This is a genomic window from Salifodinibacter halophilus (assembly GCA_012999515.1).
In the GTDB taxonomy this organism is placed as follows: Bacteria; Pseudomonadota; Gammaproteobacteria; order Nevskiales; family Salinisphaeraceae; genus Salifodinibacter; species Salifodinibacter halophilus.
In genome coordinates, this window is record JABEEB010000065.1 from 1 (window position 1) to 358 (window position 358).

The following is a 358-nucleotide window of genomic DNA, read 5'->3' on the forward strand; positions in this document are numbered from 1 at the left end:
CTGAGTCCGACGCGCACCAAAGCGCTCGTCCGGTTTCCCTCCCCCTGTTCCGCCCTCCTTCGTTTCCGCGCCGCCACCGCGGCGCGCCTTCCCGCGGCTCGTCCGCACCTTCTGGAGAACCACCATGTCGCACCACACCAACGCTCGTCGCAACAACGCCGCCCGCACCCTCGGCCTGCTCGGCGTCGCCCTCGGCGGCGGCCTGCTGCTGGCCGGCCAGGCCTTCGCTTCGCAGCCGCTGGCCCAGGGCTATCTCGTCTCCGCCGGCCACGCCGCCAAGGCCGCCGAAGGCAAATGCGGCGAGGGCAAGTGCGGCGAAGAGAGCTTCGCCAAGACCGATGCCAACCACGACGGCAAG

General features: G+C 71.2%; 1 protein-coding gene. It reads left to right on the forward strand.

Going from position 1 to position 358, the window contains the following annotated elements; translation table 11 throughout:
• Positions 1–124: 124 nt before the first annotated feature.
• On the forward strand, positions 125–358 hold a 234-nt coding region (locus tag HKX41_10705), incomplete at its 3' end, for an EF-hand domain-containing protein (GenBank protein NNC24600.1).